Genomic DNA, 21,685 nt, shown 5'->3' on the forward strand with positions numbered 1-21,685 from the left:
GTTCGTTCTTGTCATACCCGCGTGCTGGAATACCGGGTATGCCCCGACGCCGGGATCCCGCGAGCCCACCCGTGGTGGTGCGCACCGCCCGGGTCGGGTTGCGCCTGACGCGTGGCCGGCGGGAACGCTGTTTCGGGTTGCTGCGCTCGGCCGGTGACGTGTGGGCCTGCGTCCTGGAACTCAACGGATGGCGGCGCCGTCGGCAGGACGCCCCGGTCGTGGGCTATCAGCAGTTGTGCCGGCTGTTGGCCGCGTCCGGGCCGGGCACCTTCGGTGAACTCGACTCCGCCGGTGCCCGGTCGGTGTTACGCCGGTATTCCGATGCGTGGTTCTCGGCGGCGGCCCGGCGTAAGGCCGGGCAGTCGGAGGTGCGGTTTCCGCGGCGGCGGCGCGGGCTGATGCCGGTCCGCTGGTATCACGGCACGTTCGGTCTCGATGGGCGCCGGTTGCGGCTGCCGACCGCTGCCGGGAGTCCGCCGTTGCTGCTGCGCCTGGACGGGATCGTCCCGTATCCGGGCGAGACGATCCGGTCGGTGACGCTGTTGTGGGATGCGGGCCGGTTGTGGATCGACGTCAGCGCCGAACTGCCCGTCGCCGCCTATCCGGTCGGGCAGGAACCGGATCCGGCCCGGGTCGCCGGTGTCGATCCCGGCATCATCCACCCGTATGCCGTCGCCACGCTGGACGGTCCGGCGCTGCTGGTGTCGGGGCGGGCGATCCGGGCCGAGCATCGCATGCACCTGGCCGACACGAAAGCCCGTCGCAAGGCCACCGCCGGCCGTGCCCCGAAACCCGGCCAGCGTGGGTCCCGGCGCTGGCGCAAGACCCGGCGCCGGGCCCGGCAGGTCGAGGCCGGCACCAGCGCCGGATCCGGCAGGCCCAGCACGAAGCCGCCAAGACGGTGATCGACTGGGCTGTCGACCAGCGGGTCGGGACGTTGACCGTCGGTGATCCGCGCGGGGTCCTCGATCTGCAGGCGGGGCGGCGGCACAACCTGCGGTTGCGGCAGTGGCAGATCGGCCGGTCCCTGCAGATCTTGCAGGACAAGGCCGCGTTGGCGGGGATCCGGGTGCATCTGGTCGACGAGCGGGGTTCGTCGTCGACCTGCCCGGCCTGCCGGCAGCGTATTGCGAAGCCGTCAGGCCGCAAGCTGGTCTGTAAGCATTGCCGGTTCGCCGGGCATCGTGATCTTGCCGCGGCGTTCACCATCGCCACCCGCACCCCGGGCGGCGCCTCCACCACCCCGCCAACAATGGTGGCCGGGGTGGTCACGCACCGTCGAGCCGGACGGCACCTACCCGGTGCCGGCCAGTCCCGGCGTGATCCACGCCGCCCCCGGACGGCACCAGGATCAGTTGGCCGGCTGAGGCCCGCCCCACCATTTGGTGGGGAGTCGCTCGCCCACATCCACCGGATGTGGGCGAGGATCCACAACGCGACCCGGGACAACCGGTGAACGTCGGTGGACACAGCACTAACCTGCTGGAGTGGCAGCCGAACTTCAAGAGTTGATCGTCGCGGACGCCGCGGAACTGCGGGCGTGGCTGCTGGGCAACCACGGCGCCTCGACCGGAGTGTGGCTGGCGCTGGGCCGCAAGGGCGGCACGGTCACGACGCTGACCTGGCAGCAGGCGGTCGACGAGGCGTTGTGCGTCGGCTGGATCGACGGGCAGGCCCGCAAGGGCGACCAGGACATCTCGTGGATCCGGTTCACCCCGCGTACGGCCCGCAGCTCCTGGTCGCAGCGCAACGTCGGGCACGTCGCCCGGCTGCAGGAGCAGGGCCGGATGCTGCCGGCCGGCCACGCCGCGGTGGAGGCCGCGAAAGCCGACGGGCGGTGGGCGGCCGCCTATGCGCCGCCGTCGGAAGCCGAAGTACCGGACGACCTGGCCGGCGCGATCGCCGCCGAACCGGCCGCCCAGGCCATGTTCGACGTGCTCACCAAGACCAACCGCTTCGCGTTCATCTACCGGATCAACGCGGTCAAACGGGCCGAGACCCGCGAGCGCAAGATCGGCGAGTTCGTCGCGATGCTGGCCCGGCACGAGACGTTCCACCCGCAGAAGGCCAGGCCGGCCGGCCCGCCTCAGCCAAGCTGACGATTCTGCCGGTTGGCGATGCCACGTCAAAGGTCGGCGACGGTCAGCCAGTCGGCCGACGCCGGGCGGTAGCCGTGGCGCGCGGCCAGGCCGTGCACCACGGCCGGCACGTGCCCCGCGCCGTACACAATCGCGATCTCGATCTTGTCGTTCTGTCGCTCGTCGTGCAGCCGGGTCAGCGCGTCGAGCAGGCGCTGGTCGCGGTCACCGAGCATCGCGTCGCCGAAGCCCGGATAGCGGTCGGCCAGCGCCTCGTCCTGCGCGCTGGGCAGGTCGCTGACCTCGACGGCCCGGGTCCAGATCACCCGGGTGCCGCCGAACAGCCGGACCACCAGCACGCCCGGCAGCACCAGCCAGAACAGCATCCGGTGCACGACCGGCATCCGCCGCCATCCATGGGTGAACTCGTCCTCGGTGACGTCCGGCTCGATCACCGGCACGCCCAGCGCGCCGTAGTCGATGTTCTGCTCGACCAGTCCGGCTCGCCGGTTGAACCGCAGGATCGAGTAGCTCATGGTGAGCGCGCCGGACAGCACCGAGGGACGGCTGCCGGCCCCGACGCCTTCGACCACGATCACGTCAGCCCGCTTGAGCCGCCGGGCGACCGCGGTGTAGAACGCCGGCTGCGCCATGTGGATCATCGGATAGAGCACGAACTGCATCGGCGAGTCGCGGCGGCGCAGCCGGATGACCGCCGAACGTACGCCAAGGTCAGTGAACTCGATGATCTGCATGCCTGCCTCCCCGCGCTCAGGGTGACAACCATCGACAACCGAGATCAGCAGGTCTTCATCGCCGCAGGGTTGTCGCGCACCTGCGGCAGGTAGACCTCCGGCACCCAGCCCCAGGTGCGAGGTTTGGTGTCACTTCTGGTGTAGGCCCACCAGGTGCTGGTCGTGCCGTCGCGTTGATACGGCGGGCCTTGTCGGTGGCATCGGAACCACTGGTCACCGGTGGATATCTGGAGCGATGCGAACGGCGCCGGCGAGGAGTCGGGGGAGCGAAAAACGGGAACCGTGTCGTTCACCCAGGTGACCTCGCACTGGAACGGCAACGACTGGTGCTGCTTGCCGCCCGGGTGAGCACAGGTCGAGGTGGGTGCAGGCGTGGCCGGCACAGTCAGCGATCGGCTTGGCGCTGCTTGAGGCGGGGCCGACTCGGGATCCGCATGGTCGCGGGTGGTCGACCAGACCCAGCCCAGTGCGACTGCGGTCACCAGGCACAGCACGGCTGCGAGCAGGAACCGGCGACGTCGTCGCGGTCCGGCGGCCGCACGGGCGGGCTGGTGGTAGCGCGTGGGCGGTACCGGCCGTGCCCGGTTCTGGTGTGCGCGGAAGATCTGGTCGCACCTCCGGCGCTCCTGCTGGATCCGCTCGATAACCTGCGGTGGGAGCCAGCCGGCGTAGAAGAGCTCTTCGACTTTGCGGTCGCCCGGGAACAGCTGCTGGCGTAACTGCAGTGCGGTGGGCCGGCGACCGGGCCGGCGGGCGAGGCAGTCGGCGAGCACGCGCAACTGCGCAGGAAAGCGGGCTTTGGCGGGCGGGTGACGTGGGTCGACGGTCTGGCCGGTCATCGCATACCAGACGACCGCGGCGATACCCCAGATGTCGCTCTTGTCAGTTTCACTGCTATTGCGGCGATATCTTTCCGGCGGGATGAAGCCGGGCGTGCCCCATCCGTCGCCCTCCGCGGTGACGGGCTTGGCCTTGAGCGGTCGTGAGATGCCGAAGTCGATGACGCGCGGGCCGGTCAGATCGAGCAGAACGTTGCCGGGTTTCAGGTCGCGGTGCACCAGGCCTTGGGCGTGGATGTCGATGAAGGCCTCGGCGAGACCGGCCGCCAGAGCTCGAAGGCCCTTGTCGTCGAAGCGGACCCTCCTGTGGACTACCTCCGCCAGCGACGGTCCCGCGACGTACTGCATGACGAAGTAGGGCGGCTCGCCGGTCGGGTCCGACTTGATGATCCTGGCCGTGAAGTGACTCGTGACGCGCTCAGCTGCCGCGATCTCAGCAGCGAACCGCTGGCGGGCGTCTGGCTGGTCCAGCAAGCCCGGGCTGATGACCTTCACGGCCACGACTTGCCCGTCCGGCGTCTGGGCCAGGAATACTTCGCCCATCCCGCCGCCGCCGAGCGGGGGACCGAGGCGAAGGTCGTCTCGGTTGAATCCGCCGGCGCGTCGATCCGACACCATGTCGCCCCTCCGGTTCTGACGAACGCGGTTGCAGCGTGGCAGGAAGCTATCGACACGAGTATTGGTCAGGACAGCGATCGTCCGCCAGCACGCAAGCTGAGTCCCGCCCCGAACGGTGAGCACAGTGTCATATGGCTGACCTGCTGCCTCCCGGGGCCGGTCGCTGGCGCACATTGGAGGAACTGATCTCGTTCTCGGTGTGCTTCCCGGGAGGCGGTTCGCCATGGAAGGACAAGCTCACCTTCGACTCACCATTCCGCTGGCGCCGTATGCGAGCAGCGGCGAGGCCTTCTTCAGCGGCGCCCGCGCCGGGTCGCCGGCAGGCGACGACGAGATCCTGACGGAGCTGCAGCGCCGGGCCGAGGCTGCGGGGGACTCGGCGGCGGCCGCGCACTACGCGGCTTTGGCCCTGCTGCGTTCCGGGCGTACGCCGCAGGCGGTGTCGATTCTTCAACAGCTGATCGCGGCATTTCCGGACGTCGACGGGTACCGGGTGAGCCTGTCGGTCGCGTACGTGCTGCTCGGCGAGCTGGATCTGGGTGAGTCGCAACTGAACGAGGTCGCCCGCACCAGCGCGGACCCCGGCGTGCTGGCCGACGTCCGGGCCAGGTTGGCCGACCTGTCGGCGGACCGCCGCCGCATGCAGGTCGAGGCGAAGCAGGCCTACCTGCAGGTGGCCGTACTGCGAAAGCGGGTGCGCGAGGGCACCGCGAGCCAGGAGCAGTTCCTGCTGCTGGCCCGCCACCTGGTCGCCGTCGCGGCGGGCGGCAGCGGGGAGAGCGGCTGGGACGAGGCCACTGGCTTGCTGACGAGTGCGGCCGAGCGCTTCCCGGACGACGTGCGGTTCCTCGAACTGCTGGCGACGTGCTATTTGTCCCAGTCGGATGACGAGCGGCTGGATCCGCTCATCTCGCAGATCGAGAGACTCTCGCCGGAGTCGCCCATGCTGCCCCGGCTGAAAGCCCTTTTCCAAGGGCGCAAGATGGAGGACGGGCCGATTCTGGGACCCAGCGAGCCGGAGGCCGAGGCGTGGCTGCAGCAGGCTGTCGAGGGCCGGCCGTCGGCGGAGTCGGCCGTGCAGGAACTGGGCCGGCTCGCGAACCGCTTTCCCGGCAATCTGCAGTATCGGGTGTTCTACGCCCTGGCCCTGTTCGTCAGGGGGCACGGTGACGAGGCCGTGCGCCAGGCGGATGCGCTGGCGCCGCTGGTGGGCAGGGACTACATCGGCAACTACAACGTGGGGCAGATCTACACCTTCTGCGGTCAGCCGGTGAAGGGTCGGCGCCACCTGGAGATCGCGTTGGCCGTGGCGCAGACGGACGGGGACCGTGCTGACGCCAGCGAGATGCTCGCCACGTCCCAGAAACTGTTCCCGGAGTGAACGGCGATGTCGTTTCCGGATGAGAAGCTCCTCGATCGGCTGATCTTCGCCGTCTCGGCGGCCGACCTGCAGGCCATCGTCGGGCAACTGGACCCGGATGCTCGTGCGAAGCTGCTGGCCGCAATACGTGACCGCGTCGCCGCCTACGAGCGCGACGATGCGGCTGAGGAACGCGACCTGGCCCGGTTCGTGCTCGAAGTCGCGCAGGGCGCGGACGGCGCGATCACGCCCGCGCCGGCGCCGATTGCCACCCGCGACGAGCTCGAGTCCGCCGGGGCGAGGTGCCCGACCCCTGACGCGGCGATCGAGCTCTTCCGGCAGAACGACGGCCTGCTCACACAGGACGAGCGGGCGAAGCTGGACGAGATCGCCGAGTCCCGGGCCGAGGCGCAACGACACCAGGATTCGGGAAGCCGGGCCGCGGCCGCCGTGGCCTTGCGCCGGGCCGCGGTGTTGTGTCTGGAACTGGGGTTGGGGCTCCCGGCTGCCGCCTTCGGGCTGACCGTGGCGCAGATCCGTAGTCGCTTGGGGTTGCTCCGCTCCGCCCTGGCCGACGCCCGCACGTGTGCCGCGATCGCGCAGGACGCCGGGCTCGATGAGCTGGCGTTGCGGGCGCGGCTGTTCGCCGCGGACATGCTGGAGGCGCTCGACCAAGGGGACGCGGCCGTGGCCGAGTACGACGAGGTCGCGGCCACGGCGTCGGCGAGGTTGTCGCGAGCCATCGAGCTGCGGGCGCGGTTCGGCTCGGCCAAGTCGTTCCACAATCGTGGTCTGCACCTGCAGGCGGCGTCGGTGCTGCGAAAGGCCCTGGAATCGGCCGGCTCGTGGGCGGTGCCGGACCAGCTTGCCGCGATTCGCAACAACCTGGGCCAGGAACTGCTGGCTCTGGGCCGTGCCGAGCAGGCCGCCGAACAGTTCCAGGCCGCCCTTGCCCTGCGGTCGAACGCGGATCTGCGCGACTACGGCCCGGTGCACAGCCTGTTCGGACTCGGTGACGTGCAGATGCTGCTCGGGGACCAGGACGCCGCGTACGAATATTGGCGCCAGGCCTATCAGCGGGGGTTCTTCTCGGGTGAGCTCGGGCGCCTGCTCACCGCAATCGCCGGCCGCATCGTCGCGCACCGCGTCGACCCGTCGGGCCGGGGCTTCGCCGTGATGGGCGAGATCCCGGACACCACCATCGGAATTCTCGGGATCGGTGTCTACCGGGCGGTCACCGACGACGATTCGGCCAATGCCTTGCTGTTCGCCTCGTGGTTGTCCCAGGAGCTCGCGGCGGCCGGCGACCTGCAGAAGGCTCTCGCACTGTGCCGCGACATCCTCACCCGGTACCAGGACGTCGATGCGCGTTCGACGATGTTGAAGTCGCTTCGGCTGAACTACGCCACCCTGCTGCTGCGCCAGGACGCCCCCGGCGACCGGCAGGAGGCTTTCGACCTGCTGTGGCACAGCTATACGAGCATCGACGCTCAGATGGAGCAGGCGCTGCTCGGCGAGCGGCGGGGCGAGTTCGTAGCCAAGTGGATCCAGATCGTCGAGATGCAGCTGTCCCTGCTTCTCGAGCACGGTGACACGCTCACGACTGCTCGCGCGGTCGACCCGCGATTGCTTGCGTTCGACCTTCATGAGGCGGCCAAGGCCAGGGGATTCCTTGCCGCCTTGGCCGACGTGGCAGTTGCGACACCGTCCGAGGTCGACCCGGACCTGGGCCGTCGTGAGGCCGAGCTCATCGGTCGCCGACGGGAGTTGCGGACCACGGTGGCCCTGGATGGATCGGGCGAGCCGCTCGCAAGGCTGCAGGACGTGCGGCGCCGCCTCGAGGACTGCTGGCAGGAGATGCAGAAAACCGCGCCGGCTTTCGTACGGCTGCGGCGCGGCATTCCGGCCGGCCTCGATGAGGCGCGACGGGCGCTGGCGCAGCAGGCCACCCGGCCGACGGCCATCGTGTCGTTCTTCTGCGCCGCGCAGCACACGTGGATCTTCGTGCTCCGCTCGGACGACGCGGCGATCGAGGTGGTCCGCGCCGAGGTGGGCCGGGCCGTGCTCGAGCCGGCGGTGCGGCGGCTGCGGCGCACGTTCAACACCGGGGAGTTCCCCGACCTCGGCCCGATCCGCCGCACGCACCCGTGGCGGCGCAGCCTGCGCTTCTTCGAGGACCTCGCGCCGGAGCTGCTCAAATTCCTGCCCCTGGTGTCCGGCGCCGAGCTGATCTGCATCGTCCCGCACGGCCCACTGCACGGACTGCCCGTGCATGCCCTGCCCGACGGCGACGGCCGCTACCTGATCGAGCGGGCCGGCACGGTGTACGCCCCGAGCATCAGTTCACTCTCCTACGTGCTGGGCACGACGTCGCCGTCGAACCAGCGGGCACCGACCGTGTACGCGGCGGGCGTGGCGGCCCGCGAGGATGCCCACCGCGACTTCCTGGAGCACGACGACGAACTGTTCGCCGACGGCCGATGGGAGGTGCTGGCCGAGCGCGGGCCGGCGGTCACCAAACAGCGGGTGCTGAGCTCGAGTCGCGGGCGTCGCATCCTGCATCTGACCTGCCACGGCTACTTCAACGAACGCTCGCCGCTGGACTCCGGGCTGCTGCTGGCCGACGGCTGGGAGCGGCCCTCCCGGATGATGGATCGGGTCTCGGCGCTCCAGCAGGCCCGAACCGTGCTGACGGCGCGCGAGGTGATGGCCACGCCGATGGACGCCGAGGTCGTGGTCCTGCGGGCCTGCTCGGGCTCCGTACATGCCGAGCGCAACGCCGGGGACGAGCTCGACGGGCTGAGCCGGGCCTTTCTGTACGCCGGTAACTCGGCGGTGATGGCCAGTCTGTGGAACGTCGATCAGCAGTCCTCCCAGGAGCTGCTGCGCGCCTTCTACCGGCACTGGTCCGATCCGGTCGAGCGGCCGCAGAAGTGGCAGGCGCTGCAGCGGGCCCAGCTGGAGTTTTTGCGCTCGGCCGAGGAACAGTACCTGCGTCATCCGTACCATTGGGCGCCTTTTGTTCTGCATGGAGATTGGAGATAGCACGTGGGAGAGCTTGATGAGCGGTCCATCCTGCTGGTGCTGCAGGAGATGGGCGCCCAGATGCGCGAGGATCTGCCGGTGGGGGAGGAGACGGTCCGGACCGAGGACGAGGCGCGGCTGCTGCTGGCGCAACTGGTCCGGGAGCATGGCGGCCGCGACATCGATCCCGCGGCGATCGCGGGCAATGAGCCGGATGCCGAGGTCCTGGCCCAGCGGTCGCTCGGCCTTTTTGCCGCTGACCCCGCCACCGCGCCGCTGGCTCAGGCTTTGGTCCAGGACCCGCCGCAGGACGAGCAGCTGGTCGTCGAGACGGCGATTCTTGCGGCCGTGGTGCTGGGGAGCCTGGTCACCTGGCTGCAGACCAAGGTGCACATCAAGGTCAAGCGGGCGGGCGGGAAGACCTCGTTCGAGTTCTCGCTTGACAAGGACGCCGCCGACGCCGAGACCGTCAAGGCCGTGGCGCAGCAGGTGGCGAAGCTTCTGCCCTGAGCGCGAAACTCGTTGAGCAGTTTCGTCATCAGGGACGTCTCCCGCGACGACCGCCTTCACCGGAGGATGACGTGTCGCTGTGCGAGTAGGTGTCCAGTAGTCGCCGGGTCTGCTCGTTGGCGAGCGAGACGGTGTACTGGTTGGCGTCGTACTCCTCGCGGGTGACCCAGCGGTGCCCGGCGTGCTCGGCCGAGAGCTGCACGGAGCTCGACGCCGCCGAAGCCACGTAGAACGCCACCAGGATGGGCTGGCCGCTGTCGTGCACATCGTATTTCAGATGGCACAGCGGGGAGACGTTGCTGATCTCGATGCCGGTCTCCTCTCGCACCTCGCGCCGCAGTCCCGCGATCGGGTCCTCGAACGGCTGAAGCGTTCCGCCCGGCAGGTCGAACATGTACTTGCGCCGGTCCGTCTGCTCCTGCAGCAGTAGGAAGCGGTCGGAGCCGTCGAACAGGAACGCGAAGGCTCCAGCGAGGTACTGGCCGCGTTCGTCGGGCGCGACGGACTCGGGTTCCGGCAAGGCGAACTCCTCTGTGAGAGGGCCTGGGAATCGGGATCTACTCGGCCCAGCGGACGGTCGTCAACGCCCCGAACGGTGGCCGGATTGCCATGAGCTTGCGGTGCTCGACGCGGGGCCCAGCGCCGTCCGGTACACGGGAAACTTGCCTGTGTCGTACTGAATCAGACGCCTTACCTCGCTGCGATCGCTCGACCAGAGGGTCGCATATCCGGGACAACGCGTCAGCAACGACAAGGTGTGTGGGCTTGACCTGAGCCGTCTGGCCGCCGATAAGGCGTTGACTGTAGCCGGGCCGGAATAGGGGACCTCGATGGCGAGTCTGGACCGCTGTCGCGAGGCTGTGAGAACGGCAGTCAGGCATCGAATCCGGTAGTCCCGTCGGTTTGTTCGCGCAGGATGTCCGCGTGGCCGGCGTGCCGGGCGGTCTCCTCGATCATGTGCACGTAGATCCATCGCAGGGAAACCTGTCCGAGCCGGGGCATCGCGACGGTGTCGTCGAGCGTGAACCGACTGGCCACCTGGCGGGAATCGGCGCAGGCATGTTGATATTCGGCAACGAGGTTGTCGATGGTGTCCGACGGGGCGACGTGCCAGCCGTCGGTTGTGACGTCTACGCCTGCCTCGGAAGCCGGCCGCCCGGTCAGAACACTGCCGAACCACTCCCTTTCGACAGAGGTCAGGTGTTTGACGATTCCGGCGAGCGTCGTCGACGAGCTGACCCGCCGGCGGCGGGCGTCAGCGTCCGATATGCCGTTGACCTTGCCGACGATGATGTCGCGGTACAGATCGAGAAATGCCTCCAGCACCTGGCGTTCGTTGCCCGCGCTGACCAGCTCGTCTCGGGTGCGCTTCGGGTCTGGAGACATCGACACGAAGCGGACCGTAGCAGGGCCCGCCGACACGCCAGCCGGACACCGACGCGAACAGCGTCGGCATCGCTGGTCGGATCACGGATGTCCTGACGGCTGGCGTTTGTCGCGTTGTTGGGCCTGGCCCCGGCGTCGTCGATAGTAGGCATAGGTGACCGCGGCGAGCAGGGGTCCCCACAGCAGCAGCGGGAGATAGCAGGCGTAGAAGACTCCGGCTTCCCAGGCGCTGCCCTGCGTGGGGAAGTCCGGAGCAACCGGCCTGCCCTGCAAGGTGACTCCCGCAAATACGGCGACGAACGCGATGATCCACATGACCGTCAGGACCACCGCGCCGAGCGCCGCGGGTAGGACGGCGGCCGAGGTCGGCACCCGGCGGCCGCGCAGCCGCGGTATCCATCTCGGGAACCGTTCTCCCCACGTGGCGACCAGCCCGACAGCGGTGAAGGCCAACAACTCCGCCACGATCGACAGGCAGACTATGTAGATCCGCTCGCCGGTCCCGGCTTCATCGCGGAAGGCTGCCGGCAGTCGCCAGAGGCCCGACGGCAACACGGTGAAAGGGACGGCGTAGGCGGCGATCCGTGCCCAGCGGGGGACTCCGGCCACCGGGGTATGGGCGGCCCTCCACGCGACACGAAACCGCGATTTGCCAGGTGGAACCGATGGGGTGGCGTCCTGGATCGCATCGATGGATCTCATGTGGCTCACGGTACGAACGAACGCGCCGGGCCACCTCCCTCCAGAGAGGGAAAGCCGCCCGCGGACATTCGGCCGGCGCAGTTGTCTTGAACGCCTTGTCGTCCCGGTTGCTTGATTGGTGGCATTTGTCCGGGGGGTTCATCGCGCTCCCGAGCATGTTCCTGTGGGCAGCAGCGGTGATGCCCTTCAGCGAGAAGCGTGCTCGGATTCGGCGGTTCGTCAGAGCTTGTGTTGAGCCACTTTGTGCATTCGGCGCCGTACTTCGGTTCGCGGTCTGCGTCGTTGTCGATCAGTTGGTCGGCGAGCCAGTGGTGCTCGCCGTCTCCGGACTCGACGTTCTTCATCTCGTACGATTCAAGATTCGATCGGTCTTTGCGTATCGTGAAGTTCTTTCCTCGGTGTGGTGCCAGTAGCTCAGATCGGTGCAGAATGTGACCGTCGTCTGGCTGTAGCCGGTTTGCTCGACTCCCATGACCTTGACCCAGATCGGGCCGATCAGCGGGTCTTCGACCGCCGACGACATCGCGAACGGGGCCAGGAATTTGTCGTAGTACGCCTCGGTGAAGACGAACCGCCCGATCGGGATGACCGGAGTCCGGTCGGTCGACTGCAGCTCCCAGTACGTGAACGCGATACTGCGCCGGGCTGCGATGATCTCGTCGGTGTCCGGGGCTCCAACCAGATCCCAGGTGATCGGCACATCCTTGATCCCGTCCATCGGGATCTTCCGGTACGCCTCCTCGAACGTCATAGAGGGTGCGGCAGCGCTGCTCGGCGTCGTCGGCGAAGCCCCTCCTGCGCCCGGATCGTCGTCGGTACAGGCCGCCGTGGCGAGACCCACGGTCACGGCGCCGCAGCGACCGCCTTCTCGTGCCACCAGTAGACGAGTAGCCGAGAACAGTGCGTCTGGTCAAAGCCGTGGAATGGCGCTTAGGCGGTGCTTGGCCGGGTCGTCGAGCCCTAAGCTGCTCTTCGTGTTTGATCAAAAACTGCCTGCTTCGCTGGCCTCGGCGCTCGCTGCCGTTGACTGTCAATGGCATGACTTCGAGCCGTTCGGCGAGTTCGACTCGGCGGATGAGACCACCGAATGGTGGCGTCGATGGACCGACAACGAGGACGCCGATGTGCCACCGCTTCGGTTCTTCGGCAAGAACGGCTGCGGTGATCACGCCGCGATCTGGTTGCAGGACCCGGATGCGGCGATTGAAGCTCAGCCGGTAGTGCTGCTTGGCTCCGAGGGCCAGCAGGCGGTGATCGCCCGGAACCTTGGCGATTATCTTTGTTTGCTGGTCACCGGGCTTGGACCGCTGGGCCATGCGGAGCCGATGGGCGCGCCGATCCCTGAGATCACTGCTCTCCTTCCCGGCAAGCCGCGTTCCGTTGAGGCCGTCGTCGCCGACGCCGAAATGCTTCGGCCCGACCTGGAGAAGTTTGTCGACGAGGTCTGCTGGGGTCCCTTCGACGATGACGAACCTTCGCGGTGAGTCGCCTGCTGACGAATTGAACTCGATGGTGTCGATGCGGCAGGCCAGGTAGAAGTGGCAGCTCAGCATGCTCGTGCCGAGAGGATTCTTCTCATCGCGTCGGCCGGCCAGGCTCAGCCGCCGGCGCCGTCGCCGGGGGAGGAGCCGGTGATGGCCTGCATTTCCTGCCCGATCATCTCGACCAGCGGCACATTGTCGCCGTTGGCGAGGATCACGCCGATCCAACCGGTGTCCGGATAACTGCTCCAGTTGGCGCAGACCCCGGGGTTGCCGCCGGCGCGCTGGATCGCCCACTGGCCGCCGATGATTTCGGCCGAAGGTCCGTAGGTGCCGAACGACGCCGGGCCCAACGGAACCTTGGCGGCGGTGAGTACCTCGGCCCAGGGCCGGTCCAGCAGGGTGCCGTCGCCCAGTGCACGAACGAAGCGGACCAGGTCCGGTGCGGTGGCGAAGCCGCCGTCGCCGATGGCGTCGATGAAGGCGCGTCCCGGGTTCCGGCCCAGGATGTAGTCGTACGGGCTGCCCTTGTCGAGGTTGCGCACGGCGTCGACCTGGCTTGCGTCGGCCAGTGTCATGTACGGGTGGGCGAGGCGCGGGTCGGTGAGCCACTGAGGCCTGGTGTAGAACGCCGAGCCGGTCATGCCGCAGCGCCGGAAGATGTTCTCCTCGACGTACTCCCAGTAGGTCTTGCCGCTCACGGCCTCCACGATCAGGGCGGGAATGGCGGTTTCGGCGCCGGCGTGGAATGCGTTGGGAAGCCCGGGAGTACCCACCAGTTTTGATCGCCGCGCCCACCGCTGCTGGTATTCGTGGACCTCCTGCCTGGTCTGAAAAACCCGGCGGATGTCCTCCTCCGGCGTGTTCATCCCGGAGGTGCCGGAGAGCATGTGATTGAGGGTCACCCGCTTGGCGATGTCGTCGGCGAATCCCGTCAGGTGCTGGCCTACCGTGTCGGTCAGCTTCAGCCGGCCCTGCTGGGCCAGTTGCAGGATGGCGATCGCGTTGAACGGCTTGCCCGCCGAGCTGAGCGTGAAGGCGATGCCCTCGTGGTTGCGGATCCCGCGGTCCCGGTCGGCCATGCCGTAGCTGCGCGAGAGCACCTTGTTGCCTCGGTGTGACAGCAGCACCACGCCGGAGAACTTGCCCGCGGCGGCCAGTTGGGCCACGTATCGGTCGTAGGCTCCGCCGGGCCGGGCCTCCGGCGGGATCAGGTCGGGTGCGACCGAGTCGGCATTGCCGATCCCGGCGCCCACCAGCGGCACCCCGGCCGCCACCGCACCGGCGGTGGCCAGCCCGCCCCATCTGAACAGTCGCCGCCGGCCGATACCCCGTGCCGCATCCACCATGATCATGATCTCTCTTCCGTCGACACCGCCTGTGTGTCCACAAAAGATGAATGACCGTTGCGGCGACGTATGCGTCTTCTTTACGCCCGCGATACACCTTTCGAACTCAGCATCGTAGTTGCCCACCTGGAGGTTGTGCCCCGCGCAGACCAGAGTCGGTTTCATGTCGGCGAGCCGCGAACCACCCAGATGTGGGGGTCGGGCTGCTCCGGCCGCTGCCGGATGGCAAGATCCTGCCCCATGATCGTTGATGCTGACCTATCCGGCACGCATGTGCGTGGTGGGGGCGCCGTGCGCAATCCGGATCTCGTGGAGGCCGGCCGGTGAGGGCGGTCATCGTCGCGGCGGCAGTCGCGTTCATCGTCTCGCTGTTCGTCACGCCGGTGGCGATCCGGGTCTTCGGCGCGCTCAAGGCCGGGCAGCCGATCCGTTCCCTCGGGCTCGCCTCGAACGAGGGCAAGAAGGGCACCCCGCCGATGGGTGGCGTGGTGTTCATCCTGGCCACCCTGGTCGCCTACGTCGCCGGGCACCTGGCGCTGACCACACTGCCCGAGCGGCAGATCGCGCAGGAGAAGCCGACCATGACGGCTCTCGTCCTGCTCGGCCTGTTCGTCTTCTGCGGCGCGATCGGCTTCGTCGACGACCTGCTCAAGGTCCGCAAGCGCAACTCCGACGGCCTGTCCGCCAAGGGCAAACTGATCGGCCAGGCGATCGTCAGCATCGGGTTCGGCATCGCCGCCCTCTACGCGACGAGCACCAACGGCCAGACCGTGATCAGCGAGCACATCTCGTTCATCCGGGACGTCAGCTGGCTGGATGTCGGCAAGGTCGGCGCGGTGATGGTGTTCGTCTTCGTGATCACGGCGATGTCCAACGGCGTGAACCTCACCGACGGCCTCGACGGCCTGGCCACCGGGGCGTCGATGCTGGTGCTCGGCGCGTACGCGCTGATCGGGTACTGGCAGTACCGGCACTGGTGCGCCGACGCGACGTACGCCAGCGGGAGCCAGTACTGCTACCAGGTCCGCGATCCCCTGGAGATCGCCATGATCGCGGCCGCGGCGGCCTGCGCCTGCCTGGGCTTCCTGTGGTGGAACACGTCCCCGGCGCGGATCTTCATGGGTGACGTGGGCGCGCTCGGACTCGGCGCCCTGATCGGCGGGCTCGCGGTGGCCACCCACACCACGCTGCTGTCGATCCTGATCGGCGGGCTCTTCGTCATCATCACGGTCACCTGGGTGATCCAGATCGTCTCGTACCGGACCACCGGTAAGCGGGTCTTCCGGATGGTGCCGCTGCACCACCACTTCGAGCTGGCCGGGTGGAGCGAGGTCAACATCGTGGTCCGGTTCTGGACCATTGCCGGCGTCTGCGTGGCGGCCGGGCTGGGCGTGTTCTACTCGGATTTCCTGGCGGCCGTCGGATAGCCCGGTGTCCCGCTGGGCCGATTGCCCAGCGGGACACCGGCCTCGCCGTCAGTGCCGGTCGGGGGATCGGCCCGCCCCGACCATAGATCCGCCGCTGACGGCGCGCTGATGTTCAAACGCGGGCTGTGCGCATCGCCTGCACCCTGGGCGGTGGGACCGTCAATAGCTCCCACGGCCGACGCCAAGCGCTGGGGCTTGGAATAATCGCGGCATGACGAAAGCGTCTGCTGCGGAGCCGCGTAGATCATTTGACAATGCCGCGGAGATCTACCACGAAATACGGCCCAATTACCCAGCGCCCATGTTCGCGGACCTGTTTCGACTCCTGCCTGACCAGCCGGCAATCCTGGAGGTCGGGCCGGGTACCGGCCAGGCGACCCGTGACCTTCTCGGCCGCGGGGCAACCGTGCACGCCGTCGAGCTCGGCCCCGCGATGGCCGCCAAGCTTCGCGAGGCACTCCCGTCACCCGCCCTGACCGTCACTGTTGGTGACTTCGAGGAGGTTGACGTGGGGGAGGACCGCTTCGATGCGGTGTTCGCGGCCACCGCTTACCACTGGATCTCCGAGAAAGCCCAGCTTGACAGGCCGGCCAGGATCTTGAAGCCCGGCGGCGTGATCGCGATCGTCGACCTCAACCAGGTCAGCTCGTCCGACGACAACGGGTTCTTCGCTGCGGCACAGCCCATCTTCGAGCGACACGGCGTGGGGCATGTCGGGCCGCAGGCTCCCGAGCGAAACGCGGTGGACCCGCCGATCCGCGGCGCGCTGAGCGACGACCCGCGGTTCGTGAACGTCGAGGTCGGCGCCTATGACTGGAACCAGACCTACACCGCGGCCGGCTACCGCAGGCTGATGCTCTCCAACTCCGGCACGCAGATGATGTCCCCGGTGGCCAGGCAGGGGCTGCTCGACGACATGGAGGACTTCGTCCGCAAACAGTTCGATGATCAGGTCACCAGGCCGCTTGTCGTCACGCTGACCACCGCGACAGCGATGTGACGCACCTGTACACAGCCATTTGACCGATCAATGGCAGGTCACTCGGGCCGGGCTGACCGGGCTGAGTCCCGGCACGCCCATCACGACCGAGATCTACGTCTTGGACCAATCGATGCCGGTCGGCAGCCGTTCGTCGAACGCCAGCTTCTCCTTGAACGTCTCCACGCCGTAATCAAGGCGCCGGGAGCAGGATGCCGGCCTCCGCCAGGTCACCCTTCAAATCGGTCCCGAACGGGCTCGAGTGCCACACCGTGTTCTTCCTCGGCCTCGACCACCAGCAGTGGCGGGCACGCGCCCGAGACTCGATCGAGTCGACCTCGACGTTCCTCGTAGGGTTGCAGAAGGTGACGTTGCTCGTTGCCGACCCGCGCCCCTCTCCTGCCTTTCCAGGACCAGCCCATACGCCCGCAGGGCCGCATCGCGGAGTTCTTCACGATGCTTGACCAGGAGGTGTGATCGAGACCTGCCGAGGCTGACCCCACTCAGGATGCAATGACGCTCGGTCGACGCAGCGTCCAGACCTCGAAGTTGATCACGCATTGAACCGACATGGTGACCGTCGGTGTACTATCCGGCGAGCCTGCCGACCGGCGGTTATCGATCTACGGGGGTCCCGTGTGGGACAACTAGCTGCACAGCTTGGGCGGATCAGTGTCGACGTCGCTTCGCCTGATGGTCGTCTACGCGCCGGCGTACACGGACGCCTGCAGCTGAGGCTCGAGTTCAGGGATCGTTCCTACGGCACCTACGACGACGCCGAGCTGGGCCAGCAACTCGGCCGGCTCGCGACGCTTGCCTGGGCGCGGTATCACCGGGAGTACACGGAGATCGAAGCGGCCTACCTGGACGGCTACGAGCCCGACCGTGATGCGTCGGACCAGGGTTTCGAGCAGGAGGCGCGAGAGTTGACCGTCACCGGCGTCTCGCCCGGCGGCTGGGTAGGTATCACCAGCCGCGCCCTCGCGACGTGGACGGTCACTATCAGGGGCGGCGCTCAGCGGCAGTTGGCTCAGGAGCGGTTCATCAGTGAGGCGATGGCCGCGGCCACCGCGACGATCGGCGCCTACCGGTCGTCGCGGGCCCAGCTCCTCGACCGGTACTACGACCTGTCGGCGAGCCTGCCCCCGTGGCGGCGTGGCGTGACCGCTGGCAATCGACGTTGGGAGCGCCGATGACTTCCCCTTCCTCTACGCCCGGTCGCCGCTGGTGGTGGATCGCTGTTGCCGTCCTCGTGCTGGCCGTTGCCGGTGTGCTGTTCGCCGTGAACAACGGTGACGGGAAGCCATCCGCTGGCGACACGACTCCGCTGTCCACCGCGAGTCCCGGGCCGCGTCCGTCCCGCAGCGGGCCGGCGTGTCTGCCGACGGTCATCGAGACCGGCTTCGCCGTCGTCGGGCAGGCCGTGCGGTACGGCGTCGAAGCCCGCAACGACTGCCCGGAAGCTGTATTCAACGCCGTCGTCAAGGTTCGGGTCGTCGATCCCTCAGGAGATCCGGTGGCCGGCACCGACGAACAGCTGCCGAAGTTGGTGGTCTTGCTGCCCGGGCAGCAAGTCGCGGGCGCGGGCCGCTTCTACCTGGACAAGCCGGGCAAGGTCGGCAAGGTCGAGGCCGCCTTCGTGGCCGCGACACCGGCCCCGACCGAGGCGTTCGACGGGTGGCCGCGTCAGGTCAGCGTCACCGACGTCACGGTCGGCAAACCGGACAGCCACGGCCGGTCGACCGTGACCGGCCGGATCACCACCGATCCGGCCGGAACGACGCTGTGTTCCCCTTCGGCCAGCCTGATCCTGCGCGACCACAGCGGAACGATCATCTACGGGATGACCGGTCCGATCCGTGACGACCAGGTCAGCTTCGAACTTGCCGTGCCCAAGGCCACCGATCGCAATGCGATCACCGTGGCGATCGCCCTGGGCCAGCCGGCGCTCACCCTCGACCCGGTACCCACCGCAGCCTGTACCGCCTGACTCGATACCGCCGACGACACGGGGAGAACCACCATGGCTGACAACCTCACCGCGGATATCACACCTAGCCGACGTCCCCGGCTACTTCACCGCGTTCTCCGTGCCCGACCCGGACAGCGTCAACGCGTCGCTCACCGGCCCGCTCTACCGCACCGCTGGAACCCTGATCCCGAGTCTGATGCTCACCCGCAAAGCGGGCGGGCAACTGTCGACGGACTCGCTGGCTGGTGCCGACTCAGCCGGTGAGACGATCGGTCAGCTCGTCGGACACATCACGAACATCCACATGAAGTACTGGACCGGCGACGCGGCGAACGCGTTCTCCGGCTACTGCGGCGCGCTGACGGACGCCGCCGGGATGCAGCACCAGTTGGCGACCGACCTCGCCGAGGTGATGGACGCCCACCTGGAGATCCGGCGCCGGCAACTCACCGACATCTGGATTATCGGCGAGACCACCATCAAGGTCCTCGACTCACTCGACCACTGGTGCACGAACCGCAAGAAGAGCACTCAGACCGTTCTCACGGTCGTCGGCGCGATCGCCGCGGTCGTGGTCGTCGCCCCGGAAACCCTTCCCGTCGGCTCCGCGGTCGACGCTGAAGCGATCCAGTCACTCGGGGCAATCCTCGGCACGGCCCCGGATAAGAAAGACGAAACTCTGTCGATCAGCGGCGCCACCGTTCAAGCGGTGATCCAGTCGATGACCGACACCCTACACAAGCTGTATGAATACGTCGATCAGCAGGAACAGCTGCTGGCACAGGCCCTCGGCGCCCTACGCAACGCGATCGACACCTATCGCCAGATGTTGCTGGTCCCACCACCCTCGGAGTTCACCGCACTGGCCGAGGCCGACATCGGCACCACGCGACGGGTGTTCTACGACCGCTGACCTTCGCCGACAGCGGCACAGCCACACCCGACATCAGCGAGCTTCATGTTGCGGATTTCGTCCGACCATCGCCGGCCGTTACCCCGTTCTCTGACTGACGGTTCTGGCTGGACCGGTCGGGTCCCTGCCATGCGCTCCAATTGGCCCAGCTTCAACGAAAGATCGAGGTTAGGGCAACTTTGAGCGGTTGCAGAGATCGGCGGCGTGGCTGGCCCAATCGCCTGCGGAGATCTGTTGCCAGCGGGTGGGGGCCAATCACTGGCAGGTCACTCGGGCCGGGCTGACCGGGCTGAGTCCCGGCACGCCCATCACGACCGAGATCTCCGTCTTGGACCAATCGATGCCGGTCGGCAGCCGTTCATCGAAGAACGGCTTCTCCTTGTACGTCTCCACGCCGTAGATCAAGGCGCCCGCGGTGTTGCGCAGCAACAGAAAGTACCGCGGATTGCACAGCTTTGCCGTGTTCGGCTCGGTGACCAGAACGCCGGTGACCTGGGTATGACCGGATGAATCCGGGCCCCGGTGCTTGATGTCGGTGACGTGCACGGCCGGCCACGACGAGAACGCGGACACCGGCATGTTCTGGGTGTCCGAGAAGCTGGCCCGGATGCTCTTGACCGACGCGTCGAAGCCGACGAGCAGCATGCCGCCGAGTCCGACACGCTGACCGGGCAGCACGGCCGGGAGCAGGATGCCGGCCTCCGCCTGGTCACCTTTGAGTACGGTCCCGTCGGCGCCGATCGCGACCACGTTCAGGAGGCCGGCGACCGTGGCCTGCGGGCAGTCGCTGGTGAGCACAATGCCGAAGCTGACCAGACCTTCCCGTTGGCTCTGGCCGGTCTCGGCCACCTCAGGTACGCAGACCGGACTCGCGGGGCTGCTCGCCGTGGGGGCGATGGTGACGCCGGCAGCCCGCACATCGGGGTCCTGGTCGCGGCGCAACACCGTGACCGCGGCGACGCCGACGACCAGCAGCGTGATGAGGCCGATCAGCAACCAGTGCCCTGGTTGCATCCGCTCCGGCTCGGGGTCGGTCACACGCGCTCCTCGGTGTTCCCGGCTGGTGTCCGGCTCGCGAGTTGGTCAGCAGGGTCGTCTGGCTTGGCGTTCGCGGAAGGGTGCTGATAAGAGAACGGTCGATGAGGCCGGTCAGGTTGGTGGCCTACGGCTTGTCGAATTCGCCGTTGCGGGCGCCGGCCAGGAATGCGCTCCACTCGGCGTCGGTGTAGACGATCACTTCGGCGCCCGGGCGCCGGCTGTGGCGGACCGCGACGTGGCCGGGTGCACTGGGCAGCTCCAGCGCAACCTCGACGCATTGCCCGCTGCCACCGGACTTGGACGACTTCCGCCAGATCGCGCCGGAAAGGTCAGGACTCACGATTGTTTAGCTCCTTCAATCTCTGGGACATCAACTCTACTGACGCGGGTTGGTCGAGCGCGGCGGCGTCGAGTGCTGCCCACACTTGCTCGTAGGACTCAATTTCCTGCTTCTTGTCCAGGTAGATCGCTCCGGTGTGACTCTCGCTGTAGACCAGGCTCGGCGGTGTGTTCCCGTTCTCTGTTGGAAACGTCAGCAGCGTGAAAGGGCCTGCGACTGAAGCTCGGTGCAGTCCGCCCGAGAGCGGCAGGATCCTCACCGATACATACGTGAGTTCGGTGGCCTTGAGAAGGTGCCAGAGCTGGGCTCGCATGACGCCGTTGGGCAGTTCAACGAGCAAGACAGGCTCGGCAAGGATCACCTCCAACCATGGAGGTTGCGGAAACGAACGGGTCAGCTGCCTTTGGCGCGAACGTCGCACCTCCGCGCGGGCCGCCACGTCCTCACTGGTGAGATCAGGCTCCACTGCCATGATCGCAGCCTCCATATATCCGGGTTCCTGCAGTAGTCCGGACACGAGCAACGGATCGAACGAGCGGATGCGGTCGGCGGTCTGCTCCAGTGCCACATACAGCTCGAACCAGGCCGGAACCGCATCGCCGTAGGAGTGCCACCAGCCCTTGGCTCTGGTCTCAGTGGCTAATTGCTCCAGGACGGCCCGGGTTGCCGGCGGCAGTCCATAGGTCAAGCAGAGGACGGTCACCTTGCCTTTGGGCGTGGAGACGGTGCCTTGCTCGATGCGTCGGAGACTCTGGACGGACTGACCGATCGCGTCTGCCGCCTCGATCATCGTGATTCCGGCGTCACCACGGGCCTTTTGCAGTGCCAGTCCGAGCGTCCGCCGAGGGATGGTGGAACCCGCGCCGTCGGTGGCTGTCACTTTCCTCCCCCTTCGATGTGGATTTGGCGAGGTC

Annotated in this window: 23 protein-coding genes; 12 read left to right on the forward strand and 11 right to left on the reverse strand. The window is 67.7% G+C overall.

All coding sequences use genetic code 11. The features are described from left to right. The first annotated feature begins 38 nt into the window (after positions 1-38). From L3i22_RS19800 to L3i22_RS19810, 3 genes are read left to right on the forward strand one after another with little or no spacing between them, the layout of a single operon-like run. The gene (locus L3i22_RS19800; protein WP_221328440.1) at positions 39-905 is read left to right on the forward strand and encodes a hypothetical protein; all 867 of its coding nucleotides are present in this window, start codon (positions 39-41) and stop codon (positions 903-905) included. Further along, positions 902-1,456: a zinc ribbon domain-containing protein gene (locus L3i22_RS19805; RefSeq protein WP_221328441.1), complete on the forward strand. Its 555-nt coding sequence runs from the start codon at positions 902-904 to the stop codon at positions 1,454-1,456. Before L3i22_RS19800 ends, L3i22_RS19805 begins: the two co-directional genes overlap by 4 nt. A gap of 31 nt (positions 1,457-1,487) precedes the next feature. Further along, positions 1,488-2,099, forward strand: a complete 612-nt coding sequence (locus L3i22_RS19810; RefSeq protein WP_221328442.1) for a YdeI family protein — start codon at positions 1,488-1,490, stop codon at positions 2,097-2,099. Positions 2,100-2,125: 26 nt separating this feature from the next. On the opposite strand, the gene L3i22_RS19815 is transcribed toward L3i22_RS19810, so the two are convergent. After that, positions 2,126-2,833, reverse strand: coding sequence for a TraB/GumN family protein (locus L3i22_RS19815; protein WP_221328443.1), 708 nt, complete (start codon positions 2,831-2,833; stop codon positions 2,126-2,128). A 44-nt stretch (positions 2,834-2,877) separates the two neighbouring features. After that, positions 2,878-4,290, reverse strand: a complete 1,413-nt coding sequence (locus L3i22_RS19820) for a serine/threonine-protein kinase (RefSeq protein WP_221328444.1) — start codon at positions 4,288-4,290, stop codon at positions 2,878-2,880. 223 nt (positions 4,291-4,513) lie between these two features. On the opposite strand from L3i22_RS19820, the gene L3i22_RS19825 reads away from it, so the two are divergent. Genes L3i22_RS19825 through L3i22_RS19835 form a run of 3 tightly spaced genes read left to right on the forward strand, consistent with a single transcriptional unit; the run spans position 4,514 to position 9,184 of the window. Continuing rightward, on the forward strand, positions 4,514-5,671 hold the full coding sequence (locus L3i22_RS19825) for a lipopolysaccharide assembly protein LapB (RefSeq protein ID WP_221328445.1): 1,158 nt from the start codon (positions 4,514-4,516) through the stop codon (positions 5,669-5,671). Between the two features lie 6 nt (positions 5,672-5,677). After that, entirely contained in the window at positions 5,678-8,695 is a 3,018-nt protein-coding gene (locus L3i22_RS19830; RefSeq protein ID WP_221328446.1) for a CHAT domain-containing tetratricopeptide repeat protein, read from the forward strand. 3 nt (positions 8,696-8,698) lie between these two features. Further along, positions 8,699-9,184, forward strand: coding sequence for a hypothetical protein (locus L3i22_RS19835; protein ID WP_221328447.1), 486 nt, complete (start codon positions 8,699-8,701; stop codon positions 9,182-9,184). A gap of 28 nt (positions 9,185-9,212) precedes the next feature. On the opposite strand, the gene L3i22_RS19840 is transcribed toward L3i22_RS19835, so the two are convergent. The 5 genes from L3i22_RS19840 to L3i22_RS19860 form a co-directional block, all read right to left on the reverse strand. Then, positions 9,213-9,704 (reverse strand): NUDIX hydrolase, encoded by a 492-nt coding sequence (locus L3i22_RS19840; protein WP_221328448.1) that lies wholly within the window; start codon positions 9,702-9,704, stop codon positions 9,213-9,215. A gap of 353 nt (positions 9,705-10,057) precedes the next feature. Next, the gene (locus tag L3i22_RS19845) at positions 10,058-10,570 is read right to left on the reverse strand and encodes a DinB family protein (RefSeq protein ID WP_221330055.1); all 513 of its coding nucleotides are present in this window, start codon (positions 10,568-10,570) and stop codon (positions 10,058-10,060) included. An 81-nt stretch (positions 10,571-10,651) separates the two neighbouring features. After that, positions 10,652-11,272 carry a hypothetical protein gene (locus L3i22_RS19850; RefSeq protein WP_255658412.1) on the reverse strand — a complete coding sequence of 207 codons (621 nt, stop codon included), beginning with the start codon at positions 11,270-11,272 and terminating at the stop codon, positions 10,652-10,654. Between the two features lie 5 nt (positions 11,273-11,277). Then, a complete protein-coding gene (locus tag L3i22_RS19855) occupies positions 11,278-11,616 on the reverse strand; it encodes a hypothetical protein (RefSeq protein WP_221328449.1) in 339 nt (112 codons plus the stop codon). Beyond that, positions 11,613-12,119 carry a hypothetical protein gene (locus L3i22_RS19860; RefSeq protein ID WP_221328450.1) on the reverse strand — a complete coding sequence of 169 codons (507 nt, stop codon included), beginning with the start codon at positions 12,117-12,119 and terminating at the stop codon, positions 11,613-11,615. Before L3i22_RS19860 ends, L3i22_RS19855 begins: the two co-directional genes overlap by 4 nt. A 127-nt stretch (positions 12,120-12,246) precedes the next feature. Here L3i22_RS19860 and L3i22_RS19865 point away from each other — a divergent pair, with 127 nt between their 5' ends. After that, positions 12,247-12,756, forward strand: coding sequence for a hypothetical protein (locus L3i22_RS19865; RefSeq protein ID WP_221328451.1), 510 nt, complete (start codon positions 12,247-12,249; stop codon positions 12,754-12,756). Positions 12,757-12,869: 113 nt separating this feature from the next. Here the strand turns inward: L3i22_RS19865 and L3i22_RS19870 are convergent, their stop codons facing one another. Further along, positions 12,870-14,267, reverse strand: a complete 1,398-nt coding sequence (locus L3i22_RS19870) for a serine hydrolase (RefSeq protein WP_255658413.1) — start codon at positions 14,265-14,267, stop codon at positions 12,870-12,872. A gap of 158 nt (positions 14,268-14,425) precedes the next feature. Here L3i22_RS19870 and mraY point away from each other — a divergent pair, with 158 nt between their 5' ends. The 5 genes from mraY (at position 14,426) to L3i22_RS19895 (ending at position 19,393) form a co-directional block, all read left to right on the forward strand. Further along, on the forward strand, positions 14,426-15,529 hold the full coding sequence (gene mraY / locus L3i22_RS19875) for a phospho-N-acetylmuramoyl-pentapeptide-transferase (protein ID WP_221328452.1): 1,104 nt from the start codon (positions 14,426-14,428) through the stop codon (positions 15,527-15,529). Positions 15,530-15,740: 211 nt separating this feature from the next. After that, positions 15,741-16,529, forward strand: a complete 789-nt coding sequence (locus L3i22_RS19880; RefSeq protein ID WP_370644483.1) for a class I SAM-dependent methyltransferase — start codon at positions 15,741-15,743, stop codon at positions 16,527-16,529. 617 nt (positions 16,530-17,146) lie between these two features. Next, positions 17,147-17,704: a hypothetical protein gene (locus L3i22_RS19885; RefSeq protein ID WP_221328454.1), complete on the forward strand. Its 558-nt coding sequence runs from the start codon at positions 17,147-17,149 to the stop codon at positions 17,702-17,704. Continuing rightward, entirely contained in the window at positions 17,656-18,498 is an 843-nt protein-coding gene (locus tag L3i22_RS19890) for a hypothetical protein (protein WP_221328455.1), read from the forward strand. The genes L3i22_RS19885 and L3i22_RS19890 overlap by 49 nt, the downstream gene beginning before the upstream one ends. A 100-nt stretch (positions 18,499-18,598) precedes the next feature. Beyond that, on the forward strand, positions 18,599-19,393 hold the full coding sequence (locus tag L3i22_RS19895) for a hypothetical protein (protein WP_221328456.1): 795 nt from the start codon (positions 18,599-18,601) through the stop codon (positions 19,391-19,393). Between the two features lie 255 nt (positions 19,394-19,648). Here the strand turns inward: L3i22_RS19895 and L3i22_RS19900 are convergent, their stop codons facing one another. The 3 genes from L3i22_RS19900 to L3i22_RS19910 form a co-directional block, all read right to left on the reverse strand. Beyond that, positions 19,649-20,431: a hypothetical protein gene (locus L3i22_RS19900; protein ID WP_221328457.1), complete on the reverse strand. Its 783-nt coding sequence runs from the start codon at positions 20,429-20,431 to the stop codon at positions 19,649-19,651. A 124-nt stretch (positions 20,432-20,555) separates the two neighbouring features. Continuing rightward, positions 20,556-20,771: a DUF397 domain-containing protein gene (locus L3i22_RS19905; protein WP_221328458.1), complete on the reverse strand. Its 216-nt coding sequence runs from the start codon at positions 20,769-20,771 to the stop codon at positions 20,556-20,558. Further along, positions 20,761-21,651 carry a helix-turn-helix transcriptional regulator gene (locus L3i22_RS19910; RefSeq protein ID WP_255658415.1) on the reverse strand — a complete coding sequence of 297 codons (891 nt, stop codon included), beginning with the start codon at positions 21,649-21,651 and terminating at the stop codon, positions 20,761-20,763. The genes L3i22_RS19905 and L3i22_RS19910 overlap by 11 nt, the downstream gene beginning before the upstream one ends. Positions 21,652-21,685 lie beyond the last annotated feature (34 nt).

It is taken from the genome of Actinoplanes sp. L3-i22, from assembly GCF_019704555.1.
In the GTDB taxonomy this organism is placed as follows: Bacteria; Actinomycetota; Actinomycetes; order Mycobacteriales; family Micromonosporaceae; genus Actinoplanes.